The sequence below is a fragment of the Bradyrhizobium sp. DN3 genome, from assembly GCF_041357655.1.
GTDB lineage: Bacteria > Pseudomonadota > Alphaproteobacteria > Rhizobiales > Xanthobacteraceae > Bradyrhizobium.
Map to the genome: position 1 here is coordinate 17736 of NZ_JAULLN010000010.1, position 22292 is coordinate 40027.

Annotated in this window: 20 protein-coding genes; 9 read left to right on the top strand and 11 right to left on the bottom strand. The window is 64.5% G+C overall.

Annotated features, from left to right (window positions below; all coding sequences use genetic code 11):
- The first annotated feature begins 105 nt into the window (after positions 1-105).
- Positions 106-1335 (top strand): ABC transporter substrate-binding protein, encoded by a 1230-nt coding sequence (locus AAE027_RS16490; protein ID WP_370987942.1) that lies wholly within the window; start codon positions 106-108, stop codon positions 1333-1335.
- Positions 1336-1522: 187 nt separating this feature from the next.
- A complete protein-coding gene (locus AAE027_RS16495) occupies positions 1523-2806 on the top strand; it encodes a glycerate kinase type-2 family protein (RefSeq protein WP_370987941.1) in 1284 nt (427 codons plus the stop codon).
- A 70-nt stretch (positions 2807-2876) separates the two neighbouring features.
- Here AAE027_RS16495 and AAE027_RS16500 read toward each other — a convergent pair whose 3' ends face one another.
- The 8 genes from AAE027_RS16500 to AAE027_RS16535 form a co-directional block, all read right to left on the bottom strand.
- On the bottom strand, positions 2877-3401 hold the full coding sequence (locus AAE027_RS16500; RefSeq protein ID WP_370987940.1) for an NADH-quinone oxidoreductase subunit B family protein: 525 nt from the start codon (positions 3399-3401) through the stop codon (positions 2877-2879).
- 3 nt (positions 3402-3404) lie between these two features.
- The gene (locus AAE027_RS16505) at positions 3405-4919 is read right to left on the bottom strand and encodes a hydrogenase large subunit (RefSeq protein ID WP_370987939.1); all 1515 of its coding nucleotides are present in this window, start codon (positions 4917-4919) and stop codon (positions 3405-3407) included.
- 3 nt (positions 4920-4922) lie between these two features.
- Positions 4923-6362 (bottom strand): hydrogenase 4 subunit F, encoded by a 1440-nt coding sequence (locus AAE027_RS16510; RefSeq protein WP_091890421.1) that lies wholly within the window; start codon positions 6360-6362, stop codon positions 4923-4925.
- Complete coding sequence (locus AAE027_RS16515; protein ID WP_091890424.1) at positions 6359-7021, bottom strand: hydrogenase-4 component E; 663 nt, start codon at positions 7019-7021, stop codon at positions 6359-6361. The genes AAE027_RS16510 and AAE027_RS16515 overlap by 4 nt, the downstream gene beginning before the upstream one ends.
- 3 nt (positions 7022-7024) lie before the next feature.
- On the bottom strand, positions 7025-7981 hold the full coding sequence (locus AAE027_RS16520; RefSeq protein WP_370987938.1) for a respiratory chain complex I subunit 1 family protein: 957 nt from the start codon (positions 7979-7981) through the stop codon (positions 7025-7027).
- The gene (gene hyfB, locus AAE027_RS16525) at positions 7978-9978 is read right to left on the bottom strand and encodes a hydrogenase 4 subunit B (RefSeq protein WP_370987937.1); all 2001 of its coding nucleotides are present in this window, start codon (positions 9976-9978) and stop codon (positions 7978-7980) included. The genes AAE027_RS16520 and hyfB overlap by 4 nt, the downstream gene beginning before the upstream one ends.
- 40 nt (positions 9979-10018) lie before the next feature.
- Positions 10019-10288 (bottom strand): helix-turn-helix domain-containing protein, encoded by a 270-nt coding sequence (locus tag AAE027_RS16530; protein ID WP_091890433.1) that lies wholly within the window; start codon positions 10286-10288, stop codon positions 10019-10021.
- A gap of 265 nt (positions 10289-10553) precedes the next feature.
- The gene (locus AAE027_RS16535; RefSeq protein WP_370987936.1) at positions 10554-11075 is read right to left on the bottom strand and encodes a MarR family winged helix-turn-helix transcriptional regulator; all 522 of its coding nucleotides are present in this window, start codon (positions 11073-11075) and stop codon (positions 10554-10556) included.
- A 176-nt stretch (positions 11076-11251) separates the two neighbouring features.
- Here AAE027_RS16535 and AAE027_RS16540 point away from each other — a divergent pair, with 176 nt between their 5' ends.
- Genes AAE027_RS16540 through AAE027_RS16550 form a run of 3 tightly spaced genes read left to right on the top strand, consistent with a single transcriptional unit; the run spans position 11252 to position 14796 of the window.
- Positions 11252-12292: a branched-chain amino acid ABC transporter permease gene (locus AAE027_RS16540; RefSeq protein WP_370987935.1), complete on the top strand. Its 1041-nt coding sequence runs from the start codon at positions 11252-11254 to the stop codon at positions 12290-12292.
- A gap of 6 nt (positions 12293-12298) precedes the next feature.
- The gene (locus tag AAE027_RS16545) at positions 12299-14068 is read left to right on the top strand and encodes a branched-chain amino acid ABC transporter ATP-binding protein/permease (RefSeq protein ID WP_370987934.1); all 1770 of its coding nucleotides are present in this window, start codon (positions 12299-12301) and stop codon (positions 14066-14068) included.
- On the top strand, positions 14065-14796 hold the full coding sequence (locus AAE027_RS16550; RefSeq protein WP_091890442.1) for an ABC transporter ATP-binding protein: 732 nt from the start codon (positions 14065-14067) through the stop codon (positions 14794-14796). Before AAE027_RS16545 ends, AAE027_RS16550 begins: the two co-directional genes overlap by 4 nt.
- A gap of 205 nt (positions 14797-15001) precedes the next feature.
- Here AAE027_RS16550 and AAE027_RS16555 read toward each other — a convergent pair whose 3' ends face one another.
- A complete protein-coding gene (locus AAE027_RS16555; protein WP_370987933.1) occupies positions 15002-15622 on the bottom strand; it encodes a pyridoxamine 5'-phosphate oxidase family protein in 621 nt (206 codons plus the stop codon).
- Between the two features lie 121 nt (positions 15623-15743).
- On the opposite strand from AAE027_RS16555, the gene AAE027_RS16560 reads away from it, so the two are divergent.
- Positions 15744-16628 (top strand): LysR family transcriptional regulator, encoded by an 885-nt coding sequence (locus AAE027_RS16560; protein WP_370987932.1) that lies wholly within the window; start codon positions 15744-15746, stop codon positions 16626-16628.
- Between the two features lie 114 nt (positions 16629-16742).
- On the opposite strand, the gene AAE027_RS16565 is transcribed toward AAE027_RS16560, so the two are convergent.
- Both AAE027_RS16565 and pobA read right to left on the bottom strand, forming a co-directional pair.
- On the bottom strand, positions 16743-17159 hold the full coding sequence (locus AAE027_RS16565) for a PaaI family thioesterase (protein WP_091890450.1): 417 nt from the start codon (positions 17157-17159) through the stop codon (positions 16743-16745).
- Positions 17160-17520: 361 nt separating this feature from the next.
- Positions 17521-18690, bottom strand: coding sequence for a 4-hydroxybenzoate 3-monooxygenase (gene pobA, locus AAE027_RS16570; RefSeq protein WP_370987931.1), 1170 nt, complete (start codon positions 18688-18690; stop codon positions 17521-17523).
- A gap of 264 nt (positions 18691-18954) precedes the next feature.
- Between pobA and AAE027_RS16575 the strand changes: the two genes are divergently transcribed.
- From AAE027_RS16575 to AAE027_RS16585, 3 genes are all read left to right on the top strand, one after another.
- Positions 18955-19971, top strand: coding sequence for a TRAP transporter substrate-binding protein (locus tag AAE027_RS16575; RefSeq protein ID WP_370988018.1), 1017 nt, complete (start codon positions 18955-18957; stop codon positions 19969-19971).
- 264 nt (positions 19972-20235) lie between these two features.
- Positions 20236-20745 carry a TRAP transporter small permease gene (locus AAE027_RS16580; protein ID WP_128936689.1) on the top strand — a complete coding sequence of 170 codons (510 nt, stop codon included), beginning with the start codon at positions 20236-20238 and terminating at the stop codon, positions 20743-20745.
- Positions 20746-20747: 2 nt separating this feature from the next.
- On the top strand, positions 20748-22067 hold the full coding sequence (locus AAE027_RS16585) for a TRAP transporter large permease (RefSeq protein WP_091890463.1): 1320 nt from the start codon (positions 20748-20750) through the stop codon (positions 22065-22067).
- Positions 22068-22292 lie beyond the last annotated feature (225 nt).

A 22292-nucleotide genomic window follows, 5' to 3' on the forward strand; every position in this document is an offset into this window, starting at 1 on the left:
TCCTTGAAGCTCTTGGGCAAATCGTATTGAATTGCGGGCTGCGTCACCAAAAACGATCAAGCCAAGAAGAAGGACGCACACACCAAGAAAATTAGGGAGATTGGAATGCCTGCTGTCACCGGCAAACTTGCGGCCGCGTCACTGGCGCTCGCGCTCATTGCGGCCTCGGCCTCCACTGCATCGGCCCAGAAAAAATACGATACCGGTGCGACCGACACCGAGATCAAGATCGGCAACATCATGCCCTATAGCGGACCGGCCTCCGCCTACGGCATCATCGGGCGGACCGAAGCCGCCTATTTCAAGAAGATCAACGACGAGGGCGGCATCAACGGCCGCAAGATCAATTTCATCAGCTACGACGACGCCTATTCGCCGCCGAAGACGGTGGAGCAGGCGCGCAAGCTGGTCGAGAGCGACGAGGTGCTGTTCATCTTCAACTCGCTCGGCACGCCGCCGAACTCGGCGATCCAGAAATACATGAATTCGAAGAAGGTACCGCAGCTGTTCGTCGCCACCGGCGCCACCAAATGGAACGACCCGAAGGACTTCCCCTGGACGATGGGCTGGCAACCCAATTACCAGAGCGAGACGCAGATCTACGCGAAGTGGCTGCTCAAGAACAAGCCGGATGCCAAGATCGCCGTGCTCTACCAGAACGACGACTACGGCAAGGACTATCTGAAAGGCCTCAGGGACGGCCTAGGGGCGAAAGCCGCTTCGATGATCGTCATCGAGGAGAGCTACGAGACCTCCGAGCCGACCATCGACAGCCACATCGTCAAGATGAAGTCGACCGGTGCCGACGTGTTCATGAACATCACGACGCCGAAATTCGCCGCGCAAGCGATCAAGAAGAACGCCGAGATCGGCTGGAAGCCGCTGCACTTCCTCAACAACGTCTCGGCCTCCGTCGGCAGCGTGATGAAGCCCGCTGGTTTCGAGAACGGCCAGGACATCATCTCGGCCGACTATCTCAAGGACGTGTCGGATCCGGAATGGAGCAACGATGCCGGCATGAAGGAGTTTCTGGCGTTTATGACCAAGTACTTCCCCGACGGCGACAAGCTCGATAAGGGCACCATCGTCGGCTACGCGGTGGCGCAGACGCTGGTTCAGGTGCTGAAGCAGTGCGGCGATAATCTCACGCGCGAGAACCTCATGAAGCAGGCCGCCAGCCTGAAGAACTTCCGCACGGAGGCACTGCTGCCGGGTATCCAGATCAACACCGGGTCGAACGACTTTGCGCCGATCAGCCAGCTCCGCCTCGAGAAGTTCAAGGGCGAGCGCTGGGAACTGTTCGGCGAGGTGATCAGCGCCGACGCCGGCGGCTAGCAGCCTGACGCAACGACAACAGGCCCCCCCGCGAACCATCGCAGGGGGCTTTTGCTTGCGTGCCGATTATGATCACGCGATTGCATAATCGAATGATGGCAAAGCCTGCTTACGCTTTTGCGCCCGATGCGGTAGGCATGTGACTGACGGCGCTTGCCGCCGATCTCTCCTGCCCAAGGCCTTCGTCATGATCGACCGACGTCCCCTGCTCCGCGCGCTCTACGACGCCGCCGTTGCCGCCGCCCATCCGAGCACAATTCTGGCGCCGCACTTAAGGCCCGCGCCCAAAGGACGCGTGATCTGCCTCGCCGCCGGCAAGGGTGCAGGCGCGATGGCCGCGGCCGCCGAGCGGCATTATCTCGACACCTTGAAGCTCGCGCCGGAGCGGCTGCTCGGCATCGCCACCACGCGCCACGGCTATGGCGTGCCGACGCGCCGCATTCGCGTGGTCGAGGCCGGCCATCCCGTGCCTGACGAGGCCGGGCTGAAGAGCGCGGCCGATACGCTCGCGCTCGCAGGCGAGGCCGGCCCTGACGATCTCCTCCTGGTGCTGCTCACCGGCGGCGGTTCGGCGAACTGGATCGCGCCGGTCGACGGCATCAGCTTTGCGCAGAAGCAGGCGGTCAACAAGGCGCTGCTGCGTTCGGGCGCACCGATCGGCGAGATGAACACGGTCCGAAAGCATCTGTCGCGGATCAAGGGCGGCCGGCTGGCGCGCGCCGGCAAAAATGCCGCCGAGATTGTGACGCTGGCGATCTCCGACGTGCCGCATGACGACCCTTCCGCGATTGCCTCCGGCCCCACCGTGCCGGATCCGACCACGCTGGCCGATGCGCGCGCGATCGTGGCGAAATACAAGCTCGTCATCGACGAAGCCGTCCGCCGCGCGCTCGACGATCCCGCCAATGAAAGCTGCAAGCCCGCCGACGCCGCCTTCGCGCGCGCGCATTTCGAATTGATCGCGCGGCCCAAGCAATCGCTCGAGGCGGCGGTGAAGCTCGCGCGCGAATCCGGTTACGAGACCATCGACCTCGGCGCCGATCTCGAAGGCGAGGCCCGCGAGGTCGCTGCCGATCATGCCAAGCTCGCGCTGCAAGCGCGCGCGCAAGGCAAGCGCGTCGCGATCCTCTCCGGCGGCGAGCTCACGGTCACGGTGCGCGGCAATGGGCGCGGCGGACCGAACCAGGAATACGCGCTGGCGCTCGCCAGCCTCTTGAAGGACACGGCTGGCATCTCGGCGCTGGCCGGCGACACCGACGGCGCCGATGGCGGCGCCGGCCATCCCACCGACCCCGCCGGCGCGCTGATCGACGCGGCCACCTTCGCCAAGATGAAGGCGCAGGGGCTTAAGCCGCAGGCCTATCTCGACAACAACGACGCGACGACCTTCTTCGAGGCGACCGGCGATCTGCTCATGCCGGGACCGACGCTGACCAACGTGAACGATATCAGGGTGATCCTGGTGGATTAGGGCTCGTCCTGTTCGACACCATCGCGGCTTGGCCTGACCATGATCGCCTTGAGGAGTGTGTGGGTGCGGCTTAGCGCTTGCGGCTGACGTGCTCCAACAGCGCGAGCAGGCCCTTCAACAAGTCCGTCGGCGACGGCGGGCAGCCCTTGATGTGCAAATCCACCGGAATGGCTTCGGACACGCCGCCAACGCAGGCGTAGCTGCCTCTGAAAATGCCGCCATCGATCGCGCAGCCGCCGACCGCGACGACCCATTTCGGATCGGGCGTCGCGTTGTAGGTCCGCTCCAGCGCCTGTCGCATGTTCTTCGTCACCGGACCCGTGACCAGCAGCACGTCGGCGTGGCGCGGCGAGGCGACGAAGCGCAGGCCGAAACGTTCGATGTCGTAGAAGGCGTTGGACAGCGCGTGGATCTCCAGCTCGCAGCCGTTGCAGGACCCGGCATCGACCTCGCGAATGGCAAGAGAACGCCCAAGCCTGGCCTGGGCGGCGCGGTCAACTCTCGTTGCAAGCTCCGCCAGCGCCGACTCGTCCGGCGCCGGTGCGGGCTCCGTCAGCGAACCATGAGTGAGGCTTTCGAGCAGGGTCTTGCGCATGGCTTAGAGGTCCGCGCCCGAATAGGAACAGTTGAACGACTTATTGCAGAGCGGAAAGTCGGCAATGATGTTGCCCTCGATCGCGGTTTCCAGCAGCGGCCACTGGAACCACGACGCGTCGCGCAGGTGGCAGCGTTCGACGCGCAACTCGTCATCGAGCCGCAGCCACACCAGAACGTCGCCGCGGAAGGCCTCGGTGAGCGCCATGCCTTCACAGGCACCGTGGCCGATCCTGGGAGGCAGCGCGGTTGCGAGCTCTCCCGGCCCAAGTCGGTCGAGGATCTGCTCGATCAACTCGACGCTCTGCTCGACCTCGCGGATTCGGATCCAGACCCGCGCGTTCACGTCACCGGCCTGTAGTACCGGCACCTCGAACGATAACGCGTCGTAAGGCGTGTAGGCAATCGCCCGCCGCGCATCGAAATCGCGGCCCGAGGCGCGGCCGACATAACCGCCGGCGCCAAACTGGCGCGCATATTCCGCCTTCACGATGCCCGTGGTGACGGTGCGGTCCTGCAAGGACGCCGTGTTGTCATAGAGCTCGATCAAGCGCGGAAAGACCTTTCGTAGCTCCGCGAGCAGCGCGCGTAGCGCGGCAACGCCGTCCGGCGCGATGTCACGCGTCACGCCACCGGGCACGATGACGTCCATCATCAGGCGATGGCCGAACGCGACATTCGCAGCGCGCAAGCAGCGCTCACGCAAAATGCCGGTCTGGGCATGCATCAGCGCGAACGAAGCGTCGTTGCAGATGGCCCCGATGTCGCCCAAATGATTGGCGAGGCGCTCCAGTTCCGCCATCAGCGCCCGCAAAAGCGTCGCTTGCCGAGGCGCCTCGATCTGCAGCGCCGCTTCCACGGCGCACGCAAAGGCGAAGGCATAGGCGACGGCGCTGTCGCCGGAGGTGCGGTTGGCGAGCTTTGCCGCGGCCTCGAGGCTCGCGCCCTGCATCAGCGACTCGATACCCTTGTGGGTGTAGCCGAGCCACTGCTCCAGCCGCACCACATGCTCGCCATTGGCGGTGAAGCGGAAATGGCCGGGCTCGATGGTCCCGGCATGGACGGGGCCGACCGCCACCTGGTGCAACGCCTCGCCCTCGGCCGGTAGGAACTGGTATGGCCGCACGTCGCGCGATGCGTTGCGGCCCGAGAGCGGATAGGATTTTCCCCAGACATAGTGATCGAGCCATGGCCGCAGATCGTCAGCGACGGTTGGAATAAGCCCGAACAGATCATGAATGCTACGCTCCAGCCGAAGCGCCGGCGGATGACGACTGGCGACGCTTGGAAATGTGCTGGCCGTACACTCGTAGGTCACGACCGCGATCTCGGCCGAGCCGCCATCGAGCATCGCCATATGCACCGCGGTCGGCTCGCCCCAGAAGCCAAGCAGTGTGAGGCTTCCCTCGACCAGTCGATCGATCGCCGCCTGCCAGCCCGCCTCCGTCACGACCGCGCGCGGCCAGGGCCGATGCGACGACACCGCATGGATATGGGAGATGCTGTCGAGGATGCCCATGGCTTACCCCAGGAGCTTCGCGACGTTCTGGAAGCCGGTGACCAGCACCGGCGGCAGATAGATGCCGGCCATCAGCACCAATCCGAGGTGCGTGAACATCGGTACGTAGGAGGCTTCCGCCGGCGCGGTCTTGCCTTTGGGCTCGCCGAACATCACCGCGCCGATCCGCAACCAAAGCCCGCCGAGCGCAATGATGATGCCGAGCACCAGGATTACCGTCAGCCAGGGCGCGCGGGCGAAAGTCGAGCTCACCACTAGAAACTCGCTCATGAAGATGCCGAGCGGCGGCAGCCCGACGATGGCGATGACACCGAGCATCAGGCCCCAGCCGAGCGCGGGGTTGGTCACCGTGAGCCCGCCGATATCGGCGATCTTCTGTGTGCCCTTGACCTGTGCGATATGGCCGACCGCGAAGAAGATCGCCGACTTGGTCAGCGAATGCATGGTCATATGCAACAGCCCTGCGAAATTCGCGAGCGGCCCGCCCATGCCGAAGGCAAAGACGATGATGCCCATATGCTCGATCGAGGAATAGGCGAACATCCGCTTGATGTCGCGGCGCCGGTACAGCATCAGCGCGGCGAAAATCACCGAGATCAGACCCATGGTCACCATCAACGGACCCGGCGCGATCGCCGCGGAGTTGACCGCGAGCATCATCTTGAAGCGCAGGAGCGCATAGAGCGCGACATTGAGCAACAGGCCGGACAGCACCGCCGAGATCGGCGTCGGGCCCTCGGCATGCGCATCCGGCAGCCAAGCATGCAGCGGTGCGAGACCGACCTTGGTGCCGTAGCCGAGCAGGAGGAAGGCGAAGGCGACGTTGAGCAACGCCGGGTCGAACTGTGCGGCGTGCTTCACCAGTACCGTCCACACCATGCCGTCCAGCCCCTCGCCCACCACGGGGCGCGCTGCCATATAGACCAGGATCGTGCCGAACAGCGCGAGCGCGATGCCGACGCTACCGAGGATGAAATATTTCCAAGCTGCTTCCAGCGCCTCATGGGTACGGTAGATGCCGACCATCAGGACGGTCGTCAGCGTCGCCACCTCAACCGCGACCCACATCAGGCCGATATTGTTGGCGACGAGCGCGAGGTTCATCGCGAACATCAGCGTCTGATACATCGCGTGATAGAAGCGCAGGAACGCCGGCGCCAGGCGCCCGATCTCGATCTCGTGCTGGATGTAGCTTGCGCTGAACACCGATGTGGTGAGGCTGACGAAGGTGGTCAACACGATGAAGACCTTGTTGAGATCGTCCATCAGCAGATACTGCCCCGATACCGGTTCGACCACGAACAGCGAGAGCGAGGTAAGGAAGGTCGCGAGCGCTGCCACTACGTTCAGCTTCGCCGTCAGTCGGTAGCCGGGCAAAATTGCCAGCACCGCCGCCGAGAGGGCCGGAATCAAGAGGATGGCGCTGAGGGCGTCGATGCTCATCGCCGCTCTCCGCGAAAACGATCAAGTTCCTGCACGTCCACGCTGTCAAAACGCTCGCGGATGCGGAACAGGAAGACGCCGATCACGATGAAGGCGATCAGTACCGAGAAGGCGACACTGATCTCGACCACCAGTGGCATGCCCTTGGCGCCGGTTGCCGCCAGCACCAGGCCGTTCTCCAGCGACATGAATCCGACGACCTGGCTCACGGCGTTGCGTCGCGTAACCATGATCAGGAGCCCCAACAGCACCACCGACAGCGCGAAGGCAAGGTCCTCGCGCGCGAGCGCATCGGCGCTCGGCGTCACCCGCAGCATCACCACCATCGACAGCGCGACGAGGCCGATGCCAGCCATCATGGTCAGCCCGATGCCGATCACATTCTCGATCTCGCGGTGGATACCGAGCCGCTTGATGATCCGGTGCAGCGCCACCGGGATGATGATAGCCTTAAAGACCAGCGCGATCAGCGCCGTGACATAGAGATGCGGCGCTTGCTGCACATAGGCCTGCCAGGCTACCGATAGCGCCAGCACGCTGGCATGCAGCGCATAGACATTGAGCAGCGCATAGAGCCGGTCCTGATAGAGCATCATGAAGCTCGCCAGCACGAGGCAGCCGGCGAGCAGATGGGCGATGTCGAATTGCAGGCTGCTCATCTCTTAGAGGCTCCCCGACACGAAGCGCAACAGGGTGGCAAGCAATGCCAGCATCAGCGCCGCGCCCAAGAACTCCGGAATCCGGAACACACGCATCTTGGCGATCGACGTCTCGAACACGGCGAGCAAGAAGCCAAGTACCGCCAGCTTGCCGAAATAGAGTAGCGCGCCAAAGACGAGCCTCCCAACTCCCGCGTCCACAGTCGCCGTGCCCCATGGCAGGAACACGCAGGCGATCAGCGAGACATAGAGCAGGAGCTTGAGATGCGACGACAGATCGATCAGCGCGAGATGCCGCCCCGAATATTCCAGCACCATGGCCTCGTGCACCATGGTCAGTTCGAGATGGGTGGCGGGGTTATCGACGGGGATACGGGCATTCTCCGCCAGCGCTACGATGGTCAGTGCCACAAACGCCATGCCCAGGGACACACGCAGACCGACCGCGTCCGAGCCCATGAACTCGGCCACGTTGGGGAGCTGCGTCGAGCCAGCGATCATTGCAACCGAGAACACTGTGATCAGCATCGCGGGCTCGGCGAGGGAGGCGATCATGACCTCGCGGCTGGAGCCGATGCCGCCGAAGGCGGTGCCGACGTCCATGCCGGCGAGCGCTTGGAAGAAACGGGCGCTGCCGAGCAGCGCAATGATGGCGATGAGATCGGCGGTCCAGGAGAACAACAGGCCATTGCCGAAAGTCGGCACCAGCGAGGCGGCGACCCAGGTGCCCGCGAAGATCAGATAGGGAATGACGCGGAACAGCCAGGATGCGTTGTCCGCGAGCACGACGTCCTTGCGCATCAGGCGAATGAGGTCGCGATAGGGTTGGAGCAGCGGCGGCCCGCGCCGGCGTAGCAGCCGAGCCTTCACCTTCCGCACGAAACCCGTCAGTAGCGGCGCGACCCCCAGCACCAGCGACATCTGGGCGCCCTGGGAGAGGATGTCGCTCAGCGCGTTCATAGTGCCACCACCAGCAGCAGCACGATTAGCGCCACGAAGACCAGCGTCAGGTAGCGGCGGATGGTGAGGAACTGCAAGATATTGATGCGGTCCGTCGCAAAGCCGATGAGCTTCGCAATCGGCGCGTACAGCACATCCCAGATCAGATCGTGCAGTTCGACCCGGAGCCGCGCAGGAACCGGCGAGGACGGCGGCGGCATCTCGCCGATCTCGCGTGCGGCAAAGATGACGCTGCCGAATACGCGGCGGATCGGCTGCGAGAAGCTGGAGGCTGAGTACTGGATCGCTGGGTTCGGATCGGGATAGCCGCAATCCCAGGCCGGCGCGCGGCGTAAGCGGTCGGAGGCGAAACGGTGAATGGCTGTCGCCGCCGTCGTGCCGCAGAGTGCCGCGAACAGGAACACCAGAAGGCCGTTATAGGAGCTGCGGCTTTCCGCGATCGGCACGATGGTGAGCCACTGCAATCCGACCTGATGCGGCATAATGTTGCCGACCATTTTCTTGCTCACCGGCGCCAACGCATCGATGAACAACCCGGGCAGGATGCCGGCAACGAGGCAGAAGGCGGCAAGCACGAGCATCGCGGTCAGCGAGAAGCGGTCGGTCTCATGTGCCGACGCCGCGACATCCGAACGTGGCCGGCCAAGGAAGCTGATGCCATAGAGCTTGACAAAGCAGGCCGCGGCAAAGGCGGCCGCGAGCGCCAGCAAACCGCCGACCGCCGGAATGATCAGCTTGAGGCCCCAGGAGGGCAGCTGGGGTGAGAGCAGGATCGCCTGGAAGGTCAGCCATTCCGAAACGAAGCCGTTGAATGGCGGCAATGCCGAGATCGCGACGCAGCCGACCAGCACCGCGAACGCCGTCTTCGGCATGCGATGGATCAGCCCGCCGAGTTTCTCCATGTCGCGTTCGCCGGTTGCTCCCAGCACCGCGCCGGCGCCGAAGAACAACAGGCTCTTGAACAGCGCATGATTGAATACATGCAGCATCGCCGCGGTGAAAGCGAGCGCCGCCACCCAGTCGAGCCCTTCCGCCTTGAAAGCCAGCGCCAGCCCGAGGCCGGTGAAGATGATGCCGATATTCTCAATCGTTGAATAGGCGAGCACGCGCTTGATATCGCGCTGCATCAGCGCATAGAGCACGCCCAGCGTCGCCGACGGACCGCCGACCAGCAGCACCACCATGCTCCACCACCACACCGGTTCGGGCAGAAGATCAAAGACGATGCGCACGAAGCCGTAGACGGCGACCTTGGTCATGACGCCGCTCATGAGGCCAGAGACGTGGCTGGGTGCGGCGGGATGGGCGAGCGGCAGCCAAGCGTGTAGCGGCACCAGGCCAGCCTTGGAGCCGGCGCCCAGCAGCATGAGGATCACCACCACGCCGCTCAGCGCAGCGGAAGGATGCGAGGCTCGGATCGCATCGAAATCGTAACCGGCGCCGCTCGCGAGCAGGCCGAAAGCGAGCAGCAGCGCCAGCGTGCCGAAACTTGCCATCAAAAGATAGACATAGCCAGCGCGGACATTCTCGGCCTCCCGGTGATGCGACACCACCATCGCCCAGGAGGTCAGCGACATGAATTCCCAGGCGACCAGGAAGCTGAAGGCATCGTTTGCCAGCACTACGACGTTCATCCCAGCGAGATAGGCAGGATAGAACGGCAGCACGCGGCCGGGGGAGTCCTCGTGCCGGCCGTAGCCGAGCGCGAACAGGCTCGCGGCAGCGCCGCCGAGATTGACGACGACGAGGAAGAAGGCGGACAGCGCATCGAGCCGGAAATGGGCACCGAGCCAGGGCAGGCCGATCGGCAGTGTCGCGCTCGGCGTCAGATGAGGGAAATAGAGCAGATCTGACAGCGCCGTGACACATAGCGTCGACGTGGCGATCAGACATCCGCCGTAGAGGATGATCGAGCCGCGCGGGCGCGTCGACAGCACGACTCCCGCAGGCGCCAGCGCCAGCAGGGCCGCCACTGACCATAGCGCCACGGCGATCATAGCCGCTCCTGGATCATGATTTGCGCGCGCGTCATCATCGCTATTGGCCACCTGCGCTCGGGGGTGGAGACTTCAGCCGCACACCGCGCCCCCCCGCGCTCGACGTTGCCCCCTCGGCGATCAGCTCGATGCCGGCAACCGACAGCGCGTCGACCAGCTTCACCAGGGAATCGACATTGCCGCGGATCACCCCTTCAGAGGCTTCCATGCGCTGGATCGTTGGCAGCGACAGCGAGCAGCGCTGCGCGAGTTCGCGCTGGTCGATCCTGAGCAAGGCACGGGCGGCTCGAAGCTGCGCGGCGGTGATCACGGGGCAGAATGTCCGTGGCAGTTACAGCGCTTGATTTACCAAGCTTAGGACGCACAAAATGACGTTTCAAGCATCATTTTCTAGATGCAACGCATCATTCCGCTCGATGTCCTCCGAGCTCACGCCCCGCACCCCGCCATCATAGCCGGGCTCGTCCCGCCCCAGCGTCATTCTGGGACGCGTGTGGGCCCGGGCATGACGACCGCATAAATGCGGCGTGAGATTCCGGGGCGCGCTCGCGCGCATCCGGGAATGACTGTCCGCCTCAAAACTCGTTGGCGATCTTCGCGAGCATCCCGATCAAGGCCTCGCGGTTGCTCTGCCCGAGCAGGTCGTTCAGCCGGGCCTCGTGCTTGGTGGCGACGAGCTTCTTGGCGCGGGTCAGCACGGCCTTGCCCTTGTCGGTCAGCACCAGGATGTGCGAGCGGCGGTCGTTGGTGGAGCGGATCCGCGCGCATAGGTCGCGGCTTTCGAGATTGTCGAGCATCGCCACGAAGTTCGGCCGGAGGATGCCGAGCGTGGAGGCGATCTCGGTCTGGTTCCGGCCCGGATTCTTCTCGACCAGCAGCAGCACCGAGAATTGCGCCGGCGTGAGCTGGAGCGAGGCCATGCAGCGCAAAAAGTTCTCGAACACCTTGAGCTGGGCCCGCTTCAGCACATAGCCGAGCTGCTCGGAGAGCTCGTCGAGCTGGAGCGCTTCGGCCTGCGGCTCGGACGCATCCTTGCGACCCTTGGCCGTATCGGCAGGCTTTTCGGAGGACTTTTCAGCGGTTTTGGAAACGGTCATCGCCTCGTGCTCGTAATCCCGCTAAGTTCGGGACGGGTCGTTCCCCACGCTTGATGTTATATTTGATAATTGTTATGGACCATATCAAATATCGCCAACGTTTTTCAATGGCTGTGAGCGGACCGTCCACCACAATCGGGAGGACCGGTCCTTATCTTTAGGGGGAGCGTCCGGTCTTGAATACCACCATCATGCTGTTCCTGGTGCAGGACGGCATCACCAATGGCGCGATCTATGCGCTGCTCGGCCTGGCGCTGGTGCTGGTGTTCGCCGTCACCCGCGTCATCCTCATTCCCCAGGGCGAATTCGTCACCTATGGCGCGCTGACCTATGCCTCGCTGGCGGCGGGCCAGATGCCGGGCACGGCAAAGCTCGCACTGGCGCTGGGCATCGGCGCCTTCGCCTTCGATCTCTTCGTCGCGCGCAAGGCGCTGCATGGGCGGCTGGTCCTGCGCAGCATCCTCACCAACATCGTGCTGCCGGCCATCGTGCTGGCGCTGACCCTGTACTTCGCCGCTCAGAAGCCGCCGGTCGCGATCTGCATCGCGCTGTCGCTGGTGATCGTCGCGATGATCGGCCTGTACCTCTACCGGATCGCATTCCAGCCGCTGGCGCACACCTCCGTGCTGGTGCTGCTGATCGCATCAGTCGGCGTGCATCTCGCGATGCAGGGGCTGGGCTTGCTGTTCTTCGGCGCCGAAGGCCAGCGCGGGCCGGCCGTGCTGTCCGGCGCCTTCACCGCCGGCGCGCTGCGCTTCACCGGCCAGAGCATCACCGTCTACGCCATCACCATCGCCTTCATCGTCGGTCTCTGGCTGTTCTTCGGGCTGACCCTCTACGGCAAGGCGCTGCGCGCGACCGCGGTGAACCGGTTAGGGGCGCGGCTCGCCGGCATCCGCACCACGCTGTCGGGGCAGATCGCCTTCCTGCTGGCGTCCGTGATCGGCGCGCTGTCGGGCATCCTGATCGTGCCGATCACGACGCTCTATTATGACTCCGGCTTCCTGATCGGCCTGAAGGGCTTTGTCGCCGCGATCATCGGCGGCCTGGTCAGTTACCCCCTCACCGCCGTCGCGGCGCTGGTCGTCGGCATCGTCGAGGCGTTCTCGTCCTTCTATGCCTCCAACTACAAGGAGGTGATCGTTTTCATGCTGCTGATCCCCGTGCTGCTGCTGCGCTCGCTCGCCGCGCCCGCGGTCGAGGAAGAGAAGGACTGACGCGCGATGCAGAGCCGGCTTCCCATCCTCGTCTTCGCGCTTGTCATGGCGGCGATCCCGTTCGTTCCCGGGATGCCGCCGTTCTGGATCGTGCTGCTCGACAATATCGGCCTTGCCGCGCTCGTCGCGATGGGCCTCGTGCTACTCACCGGCGTCGGCGGCCTGACTTCTTTCGGTCAGGCAGCTTTCGTCGGTTTCGGCGCCTACACCACCGCGGTGCTGTCGACGGCCTACGGCCTGTCGCCCTGGCTGACCCTGCCGCTGTCGCTCGTCGTCAGCGGATCGCTGGCAGTGCTGCTCGGGCTGATCACCGTCCGCCTCTCCGGCCATTATCTGCCGCTCGGCACGCTCGCCTGGGGGCTGGGCCTGTTCTATCTCTTCAGCAAGCTGGAGTTTCTGGGCCGCAACGACGGCATCTCGGCGATCCCGCCGCTGTCGATCGGCGCCTTCAAGATGCTCTCGCCCGGCTCGATCTATTACGCGATCTGGGTCGCCGTCATCGTCTCGGCCCTGCTGACGATAAACCTGCTGGACTCCCGCACCGGCCGCGCCATCCGCGCACTCAGGCGCGGCCATGTCGCGGCGGAAGCCTTCGGCGTGCACACGCCGCGCGCCAAGCTGCTGGTCTTCATTCATGCCGCGGTGCTCGCCGGCCTCTCCGGCTGGCTCTACGCGCATCTCCAGCGCGCGGTGAACCCGACGCCGTTCGGCGCGCAGGCCGGCATCGAATATCTCTTCATCGCGGTGGTCGGCGGCGCCGGCTATGTCTGGGGCGGCGTGCTGGGCGCGGCGATCGTGGTGGTGCTGAAAGAGGTGCTGCAAAGCTATCTGCCGCTGATCCTGCCCGGCTCCGGCCAGGTCGAGACCATCGTTTTCGGCATCATGCTGGTGGCGCTGCTGCAACTCGCGCCCGGCGGCCTCTGGCCCTGGCTGATGTCGTTCCTGCCCGAGCGCACCAGTGGCAGAAAGCCCGATACCTCGCTGAAGCTGGAGCATCGCCCCCGCGCGCCCGGCGAGTCCAGCATCCTGCTCCAGGTCGACAAGGCGCGAAAGCAGTTCGGCGGCGTGGTCGCGGTCAACAACGTCTCCTTCGACGTCCAGGCCCGCGAAATCGTCGCGCTGATCGGACCGAACGGCGCCGGCAAGAGCACGACGTTCAACCTGATCACCGGCGTGCTGTCGGCGACCGCAGGCTCGATCTCGGTGCTCGGCAAGAAGGTCGACAAGGCGCCGCCGCAGGAGATCGTCAAGCTCGGCATCAGCAGGACCTTCCAGCACGTCAAGCTAGTGCCTGACATGACCGTGCTGGAGAACGTCGCGATCGGCGCCCATCTGCGCGGCCATTCCGGGCCGATCGCCTCGATGCTGCGGCTCGACCGCGCCGATGAGGCCAAGCTGCTCGCGGAAGCCGCGCGCCAGATCGAGCGCGTCGGCCTTGCCGAGCAGATGCATCAGCTCGCAGGCTCGTTGTCGCTCGGCCAGCAGCGCATCGTCGAGATCGCCCGCGCGCTCTGCGTGGACCCGATGCTGCTGCTGCTCGACGAGCCGGCCGCCGGCTTGCGCCACATGGAGAAGCAGCGGCTCGCGACGCTGCTGCGCGAGCTGCGCGACGGCGGCATGAGCGTGCTCCTGGTCGAGCACGACATGGGCTTCGTGATGAACCTCGCCGACCGCATCGTGGTGCTCGATTTCGGCACCAAGATCGCGGAAGGCACCCCCGCCACGATCAAGACCAATCCCGAAGTGATCAAGGCCTATCTCGGAGTGGCGGCATGAGCACGCTGTTGTCCGTCACCGACGCGCACGTTGCTTACGGCAAGGTCGAGGCCGTCCGTTCAGTCTCGCTCGAGGTCGGCACCAATGAGATCGTCACCATCGTCGGCGCCAACGGTGCCGGCAAGACTACGCTGCTCTCGGCCATCATGGGCATTTTGCCGCTGAAGGGCCGCGTCGCCTTTGCCGGCCAGGATCTCGCCCGGCTCGACATCGAGGATCGCGTCGCGATGGGGCTCGGCCTCGTTCCCGAGCACCGCGAATTGTTCGTGACCATGAATGTCGAGGACAATCTCGAACTCGGCGCCTTCCGCATCGAGCGAAGCCGAGCGAAGTCCTCGATCGAGCGGGTCTATACCCTGTTTCCGCGGCTGAAGGAACGGCGCAAGCAGCTCGCCGGCACGCTCTCCGGCGGCGAGCAGCAGATGCTCGCGATGGGCCGTGCGCTGATGGGCGAGCCGAAACTGCTGATGCTGGACGAGCCGAGCCTGGGCCTTGCCCCGATCATCGTCGCCGACATCTTCCGCATCGTCACCGAGCTGCGCGCCAGCGGCGTCTCCGTCCTGCTGGTCGAGCAAAACGCGCAGGCCGCGCTGAAAATCGCGGACCACGCCTATGTCATGGAGCTCGGCGAGTTCATGCTCAGCGGCAAGGCCAGCGACATCGCCGCGAACGAGCGCGTGGCGGCGAGCTATCTCGGCTTCCAGCATGAAGGTGAGAGTGCGATCTGATTTTGTAGTGAGCCCCTCTTCCCTTCTCCCCTTGTGGGAGAAGGTGGCGCGAAGCGCCGGATGAGGGGTCCTCTCGAATCGTGAAACCGCCCGTTAGGAGAGAGACCCCTCACCCGTCTCGCCGCTTTGCGGCGAGCCACCCTCTCCCACAAGGGGAGAGGGTGCACTGTGCTCGTGGCTAACGCTTTTACTTGAGGATCAAAGGTTAGCCCGCCTTCTCCTTCAACTCCGCGACCTCCGCTTCCAGCTCCGCGATCCTCGCATCCCTTGCCGCCAGTGCCGCGGCAACATCGCCCGCGTCGAACTTCTGCGGGATGTGCTGCGGGCAGTTGGTGTCCCACGCCGCGATCTTGAACAGGATCACCTGCTCCGGCCGCGCGCGGTAGCCCTTCGGCATCAGCGACGTGGTCAGCGCCTCGTCGTCCTCGACGACGCGCGCCTCGCCCCAGATCTTCACCCGGCGGCGATGGGCGTAGTCCATCACGAAGATGTAGGCCTTGGGATTCTCCGAGAGATTGCCCTGGGTGATGAACTGCTGGTTGCCGGCATAGTCGGTGAAGGCGAGCGTCTGCTTATCCAGCACCTTGAGAAATCCCTTCGGGCCGCCGCGGTGTTGGATATAGGGCTGGCCGTCCGCCGAAGCAGTGGCGAAATAGAAGCTGTTGGCATCAGCCAGGAAGGCGGCGAGGTTGTCGTCGACCTCGGTGCGCCAGCCGCGCTGCTCGCTACGCGCATAGGCCTCGCGCGAGCCCTTCCGCGCCTGGATCGCCTTCACCGCCGGCGAGAACGCGACGTCGCTGGCATAGGGCTGGGCTGCTGTCGTCATCGGAACGTCTCCTGGAATTCCGGCGCATGCTTGCGTCTTTCGCCAGTTAACATGGACTTGCCCGCCGCCAGAACAATCTGGCCGCTTGACACTTCATCATTGCAATATATGCAATAATGCCATGGACCGGCTCGAAGCCATGAACGTCTTCGTCACCGTCGCCGATTTGCGCGGCTTTGCGCCGGCGGCGCGCAAGCTGCGCCTGTCGCCCTCGGCGGTGACGCGGTTGATCGCGGCGCTGGAAGAGCATCTCGGCGCGCGACTGTTGCAGCGCACCACGCGACAGGTGACGCTGACCGATGTCGGCACGCGCTATCTCGAACGCGCCCGCCGCATCCTCGCCGACGTCGAGGAGGCCGACGGCTCGGCGCGGCAGGAGCGCAACCGGCCGAGCGGTCGCCTCGTGGTGTCGGCGCCGGTCGGCTTCGGCCGGCTCCATGTCGGGCCGGTCATGACCGCTTACCTCAAGCGCTATCCCGAGGTCGCCGCCGAATTGCGGCTGTCCGACCATCTCGTCAATCTCGTGGAGGACGCGGTCGACGCCGCCGTCCGCATCGGCCATCTCGCCGATTCCTCCCTGGTCGCGCGCCAGGTCGGCGAGATGCGGCGGATCGTGGTGGCCGCGCCGGACTATTTGAAGCGCCGTGGCGAGCCGAAGACGCCGGAAGCGCTCGCCGCACACCAGACCATCCAGTTCGGCCCCGCATCCGAATGGCGCTTCTTGCGCGACGGCCGCGACATCGAGGTGACGCCAGCGCCACGCTTCATCAGCAACAGCGCCGACGCGGCGCTGCAATATGCCGAGGCCGGCGGCGGCGTGACGCGGGTGCTAGCCTATCAGGCCGCCGAAGGGCTGAAGCGCGGGCGCTTGAAGATCGTGCTCGCGGCATACGAGCAGCCGGCGCTGCCGATCCACATCGTCTACCCGACCTCGCGCCTGCTCTCGGCCAAGGTGCGCGCGTTCGTCGATCTCGTGGTGGAGACGGCGGAATGGAGGTTTGGCTAGGCGCGTGTCCCGGACGCGGAGCGGCGCAGAGCTGGGACCCAGCAGATGGATGGGCTTCGGCTCAGCAGCGCATCGCCGAAGAGGGCGCTGCGCTGCGTCCGGGGCATGAGAGAACTACTTCTTCGGCACGACGCGAAACGTGCCGCTGGCGCGCGCGATCACGGCATCATCGGCCTTCACCAGGCATTGCGCGAAGCAGATCGTAGAGCCGGTCTTGATCGCCTCGCCCTCGACCGCGAGCCATTGGCCGATCTCGGCAGCGCCGACATAGTCGACCGACAGCGAGATCGTGACGAACGACGTCGTCCAGCCCGTCGCCTGGGCGCAGCTATAGCCCATGGCGGCATCGGCCAGCGCCGCTATCAGCCCGCCATGGATCAGCCCGCGTGCATTGGTGTGCGGCTGCGCCAGGCGCAGTCCCACGGTGACGCCCTTCTCGGTCTTCTTCGAATAGAGCGGCTCCCAGGGATCGGTGAGCGGGGCCTTGCGGAAATGCGGCTCGAAGCCGGCGGGGATGTCGGTGGCGGTCATGGCTGTCTCGCATCGTTGATTGCTGCTATTGAACGCGATGTGGATGACAGTTTCACCGCCTACAAAGTTTTAAACGGGATTTGCCGAGGTGTTTGAAACGGCCTCGCCGTCGCCCCAACTACACTGTCATCACCCGCGAAGGCGGGTGATCCAGTATTCCAGAGGCGGTTGTGATTAAACCGAGAGGCCGCGGCGTACTGGATGCCCCCGCCTGCGCGGGGCATGGCACCTGTGGTCAAAACGGCAGTGCCGTAGGGTGGGCAAAGGCGCGCAGCGCCGTGCCCACCATCTCTCCACGATTCAGGCCGGAGTGGTGGGCACGCTTGCGCTTTGCCCACCCTACGGCACCGATGTCTTCCTCTTAAAACGGCAGCCCGACGTAATTCTCCGACAGCGAGGTCATCGCGGCCTGCGACTGCGTCACGTAATCGAGTTCGGCGAGCTGGATGCGGGCGCCGATGGTGCCGGTGTCGGGGAATTTGTGCAGCATCGAGGTCATCCACCAGGAGAAGCGCACGGCTTTCCAGACCCGTGCCAGCGCCTTGGCGGAATAGGCGTCGATGCCGGCGCTGGATTTCTCGTCGTAGAACTCGCGCAGCGCGCTCGACAGATAATGCGCGTCGGACGCGGCGAGGTTCAGCCCCTTGGCGCCGGTCGGCGGCACGATGTGCGCGGCATCGCCGCACAAGAACATCCGGCCGAAGCGCATCGGCTCGGCGACGAAGCTGCGTAAGGGTGCGATGCTCTTCTCGATCGACGGTCCCGTGACGAGGCTGGCGGCCGCCTCCTGGTCGAGCCGGCGCTTCAATTCGTCCCAGAAGCGGTCGTCCGGCCATTGGTCGACATGATCGTCGAGCGCGCACTGCACATAGTAGCGGCTTCGTTTGGTCGAGCGCATGGTGCAGAGCGCAAAGCCGCGCGCGTGGTTGGTGTAGATCAGCTCGTGGCTGACTGGCGGCGTGTCCGAGAGGATGCCGAGCCAGCCGAACGGATAGACCCGCTCGAACTCCTCGATCGCCGAGGCCGGGACGCTGGCGCGGCTGACGCCGTGGAAACCGTCGCAGCCGGCGATGAAGTCGCAATCGATCGTGTGGGTGACGCCGTCCTTGACGTAAGTTACGCGCGGGTGACTGCGGTCGAAATCATACGGCTGCACGTCCTTGGCCTCGTAGACCGAAACGAGACCTGCGGCCTTGCGCGCATTCATCAGGTCGAGCGTGACCTCGGTCTGGCCGTAGATCATCACCGTCTTGCCGGTCGCGCCCTTCATGTCGATGCGGTGACGCTGGCCGGAGAAGGCAAGCTCGATACCTTCATGCACCAGGCCTTCGGCATGGGCCCGCGCGCCGGCGCCGATCTGGTCGAGCAGCGCGACGGTCCCCTCCTCCAGCAAGCCGGCGCGGATGCGGCCGAGCACATAGTCCGGGCTCTGCCGCTCCAGAATGACATTGTCGATGCCATAAGTGTGCAGCAGTTGCCCAAGCAACAATCCGGCCGGCCCGGCCCCGATGATTGCGACTTTTGTCCGCAATACTTGCTCCTTCCGATGCTGTAGGCTTTCGTCGCGGCCTGCTTGTCGCGCCGGCCCGCAGACGATAATTATATCATATAATTGTTGGGCAAAAGGGAGCGCTCGTCGCCCAAGCAGCGACAAATCCATGCAACATGGCTGACGTAGATGACGCGACAGGGTGCGCGCCAGTTCCGGCTTGAACACGCCGGCCAATTAGATAACATGTTAATTAACGAGACCGGGCCATCGAAGCCCGTCGTCGAAAACAGGGAGAGACGCGTGATGAGGAAAGTCTGTCTGGCGTTGCTGCTGGCAGCAAGCGTGACGCCTGCGTTCGCGCAGGACAAGACCTTCGATTTGAAGATCTCGCACTGGGTGCCGGCCTCGCATCCCCTGCAGAAATCGCTGGAAGACTGGGCGGCCGCGGTCGAGAAGGATTCCGGCGGCACCATCAAGGGCAAGGTGTTTCCGGCCCAGCAGCTCGGCAAGGCCTTCGATCATTACGACATGGCCCGCGACGGCATCGCCGACGTCACCTACGTCAATCCCGGTTACCAGCCCGGCCGCTTCCCGATCATCGGCGCCGGCGAATTGCCGTTCCTGATCTCGGACGCCAAGGGCGGCTCGATGGGGCTGGATGCCTGGTACCGCAAATATGCCGAGAAGGAGATGAAGGACGTCAAGTACTGCCTCGCCTTCGTCCACTCGCCCTCCTCCTTCCACTCCCGTACCAAGAAGATCGTGGCTCCCGAGGACGTGAAGGGCCTGAAGATCCGTCCCGCCCACGCCACCATGGCGAATTTCGTCACCTCGCTCGGCGGCACCAACGTGCAGTCCTCCGCGCCCGAAGTGCGCGACATCATCGAGCGCGGCGTCGCCGACGGCGTCACCTTCCCCTGGGGCTCCCTGGTGCTGTTCGGTATCGACAAGGTGACCAAATACGACATGGAGGCGCCGCTCTACACCACGACCTTCGTGTTCGTGATCAACAAGGACAAGTACAATGCAATGTCCGACAAGCAGAAGGCCGCGATCGACAAGAATTGCACGGTCGAGATGGCCGGCGCGGTCGGCGAGCACTGGGGCAAGTTCGAGGATGCCGGCATCGACAAGGTGAAGGCGGAATCGAGCCACGAGGTCTACAAGCTGACGGCCGAGCAGACCGCGGCCTGGAAGAAGGCCGCCGAGCCGCTGGTCAAGACCTGGAGCGACGGCGCCAAGAAGGCCGGCGCCGATCCGGATGCGGCGCTCGCGGATCTCAAGGCATCGCTGAAGAAGTACAACGCGCTGGCGGAGTAGTGCTGCGCGGCGCGCTCTATCCCGCCCCCTCTCCCCGTTCGTACGGGGGCGCGACGAGCTTCGCTCGCGCTGAGAGGGTTGGGGTGAGGGGCTGCTTCCGCACAGTTACTGACAGATGGACTCGCGGAGAGTCCCCCTCACCCGCCGCGCTTCGGACGATGCTTCGCATCGCTCGGCGCGCGTCGGCCTCTCCCCGCACGCGGGGAGAGGCGTAAAGCCGCCGCCGGAGCCGAGAGCGAGAATGACATTTCGTAGGACACCCCCATGAAGCGCGCCTGGATGGACCGCTTTATCGACACGATCGAATGGATCGCGGCCGGCTTCGTCGGCCTCGTCGCGCTCGACATTTTCCTATCGGTGCTGCTGCGTAACACGCTGAACTATTCGATCCCCGACAGTTTTGACATCGGCCGCATGCTGCTCGGCATCCTCATCTTCTGGGGCATCGCGGCGACGTCTTATCGCGGCACCCACATCACGGTCGACCTCGTCTGGGGCAATGTCGGGCCGCGCTATCAGCGCTGGATCGACGTGTTCGCAACGCTGGTGCTGCTGTTCGTCGTGACCGTTCAGACCTGGACGCTGTTCGACAAGGTGCGCGGCACCTACAATGACAACGTCCAAACCTTCGACATGCATATGCCGACCTGGCCGTTCTTCGCGATCGCCTGGATCGGCGACGTCTCCGCCGTGCTGCTGATCGCGATCCGCACCTACCGGCTGATCTTCCATCCCGAAGAGATGCACGACCCCAAGCTGAAGGCGACGGAGTAATCATGAGCACCGATGCCGTCGCCGTAATCGGCTTCGTTTCCCTGTTTGTGCTGATGCTGCTGCGCGTGCCTGTCGGCATGGCCATGGGCCTCGTCGGCGTGTCCGGCTTCTCCTATCTGGTCGGCGCGACGCCGGCGCTGAAGCTGGTCGGCCAGACCTCGATGCGCACGGTCACTGACTACACCTTCGGCGTCATTCCGATGTTCCTGCTGATGGGCTCGTTCGTCAGCAATTCCGGCATGAGCCGCGAGCTGTTCCGCGCCGCCAACGGCTTTGTCGGCCACCTGCGCGGCGGGCTCGGCATCGCCACCGTCGGTGCCTGCGGCGGCTTTGCCGCGATCTGTGGCTCCTCGGTCGCGACCGCCGCCACCTTCTCCGCCGTCGCCTATCCCGAGATGCGCCGCTTCGGCTATCCGCAATCGTTTGCCACCGGCGTGATCGCGGCAGGCGGCACGCTGGGCGCGATGCTGCCGCCCTCCACCGTGCTCGCGGTCTACGGCATCATCACCGAGCAGGATATCGGAAAACTCTTCATCGCCGGCATCATCCCGGGCCTCTTGGCGATGACCATGTACATGATCACGATTGGCCTGATCGGTTATTTCCGGCCCGACTTCCTGCCCAAGGGCAAGGTGCTGTCGTGGCGCGAGCGCTTTGCCGGATTGAAGGACATCTGGGCGCCGGTGCTGCTGTTCGTGTTCGTCATCGGCGGCCTCTACGGCCTGCCGTTCCTGCCGCGCTTCACGCCGACGGAAGCCGGCGGCGTCGGCGCCACCGGCGCCTTCATCATCGGCGTGCTGACCGGCCGGCTCGACCGCGAGAAGGTGCTGGCCTCGCTGCTGCAGGCGACGCGCACCGCGGCCGCGGTGTTCACCGTGCTGATCGGCGCGCTGATCTTCGGTTACTTCCTGACGGTGACGCAGACGCCGCAGAAGGTCACGGAATTCCTCACCGGCCTCGGCCTCGGTCCCTACGGCGTGCTGGCGCTGATCATGGTGATGTATCTCGTGCTCGGCTGCCTGATGGATGCCATGGCGATGATCATCCTCACCGTACCGATCATCTTCCCGGTGATCATGCATCTCGGCTTCGACCCGATCTGGTTCGGCGTCATCATCGTCATGACCGTCGAGCTCGGCCTGATCCATCCGCCGGTCGGCATGAATGTCTTCGTCATCAAAAGCGTGGTGAAGGACGTCTCGTTCTCCACCATCTTCAAGGGCGTGATCCCGTTCGTCGCGACGGATCTGGTGCGCCTCGTGATCCTGATCGCCTTCCCGCTGCTGGCGACCTGGCTGCCGACGCGTATGATGGCGCATTAGGCCTGCGTGATAGAGCGGCGAGCAGTCCTCCCCTCTCCCCTTGTGGGAGAGGGTGGCCGCCGCGATAGCGGCGAGACGGGTGAGGGGTCTCTCTCCACACGCACATTTGCGTTTGCGGAGGCAACCCCTCATCCGGCGCCATAGCCGATGCGAAGCATCGGCGTTCTCAAGAACGGCGGCCGAAGGCCGCCTATGCCACCTTCTCCCGCAAGGGGAGAAGGAAGA